General features: G+C 63.9%; 2 protein-coding genes. Both read left to right on the plus strand.

Translation table 11 applies throughout. The features are described 5' to 3' along the window. The first annotated feature begins 164 nt into the window (after positions 1-164). Positions 165-1682, plus strand: a complete 1518-nt coding sequence (gene istA, locus CH296_RS28380) for an IS21 family transposase (protein ID WP_143546471.1) — start codon at positions 165-167, stop codon at positions 1680-1682. Further along, entirely contained in the window at positions 1679-2485 is an 807-nt protein-coding gene (gene istB, locus CH296_RS28385) for an IS21-like element helper ATPase IstB (RefSeq protein WP_094686290.1), read from the plus strand. The genes istA and istB overlap by 4 nt, the downstream gene beginning before the upstream one ends. The last annotated feature ends 74 nt before the right edge of the window (positions 2486-2559 follow it).

The following is a 2559-nucleotide window of genomic DNA, read 5'->3' on the forward strand; positions in this document are numbered from 1 at the left end:
TGTCCGTGGCCATGAAAAAGTACCCACTGGTGGCCAGGTCGAGGTCCCCACTGGTGGCCAACTGAAAGTCCCCGCCCCGTGTTCGTCGTGTCGATCAGGAACTCGTGGCCCGAGCGGTGACGGTGAAGGTGCCAACCACACACCGCACCGCCCGGGGAGTTCCATTGAAGTCTGCGAAGGAACGCATGGACATCATTTCCGCTTACCGCGAAGTCGGGTCGTACCGAGGAGCCGCCGAACTCGTCGGCACCACCCACAAGACCGTCAAACGCACCATCGACAAATTCGAGGCCGACCAGGCCGGCCAATCACCACCACCGCGGGCTGAGCGTGAACACAACTACGCCGCCGTCACCGACCTGGTAGCCGAACGGGTCGACAAATCTCAAGGCCGAATCTCGGCGAAACGGATCCTGCCGATCGCCCGCAAAGCCGGTTACACCGGTTCGGACCGCAACTTCCGCCGCCTCGTGGCCGAGGAGAAGCAACGCTGGCGCACCGACCATCACCGCGGACGACGGCCCGCGGTGTGGGCACCGGGTGACTATCTGGTCATCGACTGGGCCACTGTGGGTGGTCTGCATCTGTTCTGCGCTGTCATGGCGTACTCGCGGTGGCGGTTCGCTGCATTCGCCGCCGACGAGAAAGCAACCACCACAATGGGATTGATCGCCGAAGCGCTTGCCGCTGTCGGAGGTGTACCAGCGAAAGTTCTCGCCGACCGCATGGCATGCCTCAAAGGAGGCGTCGTCGCGAACGTCGTCATCCCCACCCCGGACTACGTCCGCTTCGCTGCTCATTACGGGTTCGCACCGGACTTCTGCCATGCGAACGACCCACAATCGAAAGGAGTGGTGGAGAACCTCGTCGGCTACGCCCAACGCGATCTCGCTGTCCCGTTGATCACCGAAGCAACCATCGCCGGCACCACCGTCGACGTCCATACCGCCAACGCCGCCGCGAAACTCTGGTGCACGGAAGTCAACGCCAGGGTGCATTCGGAGATATGCGCGGTCCCGAACGACAGCCTCGACGAAGAGCGAGAGTTGCTGTCGCCGTTGCCATCGCTACGACTGGAGATCGGTCCACCACCGGTGACCCGCAAAGTCGACCGCCTGTCCTGTGTGCGGTTCGCGTCCGCGCGGTATTCGGTGCCCGTCCGGTTGATCGGCGCGACGGTCACCCTCGTCCAAACCGAAGGCCGACTGGTGGTCGTCGAGCCCACCACCGGTGAGGTCGTCGCCGAACACGACCTGGGCCAGCCGGGAACCGCGTCGGTACTCGACGAGCATTACGGCGGTGCCCGCCCCGCACCCCATCGCGGACCCAGGCCGAGAACCACTGTCGAGCAACAGTTCTGCGCACTCGGACCTGAAGCAGAAGCATTCCTTGTCGGTGCCGCTGCGATCGGCAACACCAGACTCGGATCCGAACTCGAGGTACTGCTGGCACTCGGTGCGGCGCACGGCACCGCACAGTTGGTGGCGGCGTTGACCCGGGCGGTGGCGTTCCGACGATTCCGAGCCGCTGATGTCCGATCGATACTCGCTGCCGGTGCCGGAACGCCGCAGCCCAGGCCGGCCGGGGACGCGTTGATTCTGGACCTGCCGACCGCACCGACACGTTCACTCGATGCCTACGCCATCCGGACCCCCGCACCCGAAACACAGGTGCCGTCATGACCGACACCACCACCACTGAGCAGTCCCCGAAGACTGCTGCGCCCCAGCATGTTCCCGAACTCGCTGCTGATCTCGACGCCGGACTGCGGCGCCTCAAACTGGCTGCGATCCGCCGAACCGCACCGGAGGTGTTGATCACCGCGAAGACGCAACGCTGGACCCCGGAAGAAGTGCTGCGGACGCTCATCGAGTCCGAACTCGCCGCACGCGATGCCTCCAACATCGTCAACCGACTCAAAGCAGCGGCGTTCCCGGTGACAAAAACGTTGGAATCCTTCGATGTCGCTGCGTCGTCGATCCGACCAAAAGTGTTCGACTACCTCTCCAGCCTGGAATGGGTTCGGGCACAGTCGAACCTGGCGATGATCGGACCCGCCGGGACAGGCAAGTCGCATACCTTGATCGGACTCGGAGTCGCCGCCGTCCACGCCGGCCACAAGGTCCGCTACTTCACCGCCGCCGACCTCGTCGAAACCCTCTATCGCGGCTTGGCCGACAACACCGTCGGCAAGATCATCGAATCCCTGCTTCGAGTCGACCTGATCATCATCGACGAAATGGGCTTCGCCCCACTCGACGACACCGGCACCCAGTTGCTGTTCCGTCTCGTCGCCGGAGCCTACGAACGCCGCTCGTTGGCGATCGGATCGCACTGGCCGTTCGAGCAATGGGGACGGTTCCTCCCAGAGCACACCACCGCCGCCTCGATCCTCGACCGGCTACTCCACCACGCCACCATCGTCGTCACCGACGGCGAGTCTTACCGCATGAAAGACGCACAACACCGAAAGGACCGCCCCTGACAAACCGGAAACATCAACACGGGCCGGGGCCTTTAACCTGGCCACCAGCGGGGACTTCAACTTGGCCATTGACA

The organism is Rhodococcus sp. 14-2496-1d (genome assembly GCF_002259365.1).
Taxonomy (GTDB): Bacteria; Actinomycetota; Actinomycetes; order Mycobacteriales; family Mycobacteriaceae; genus Rhodococcoides.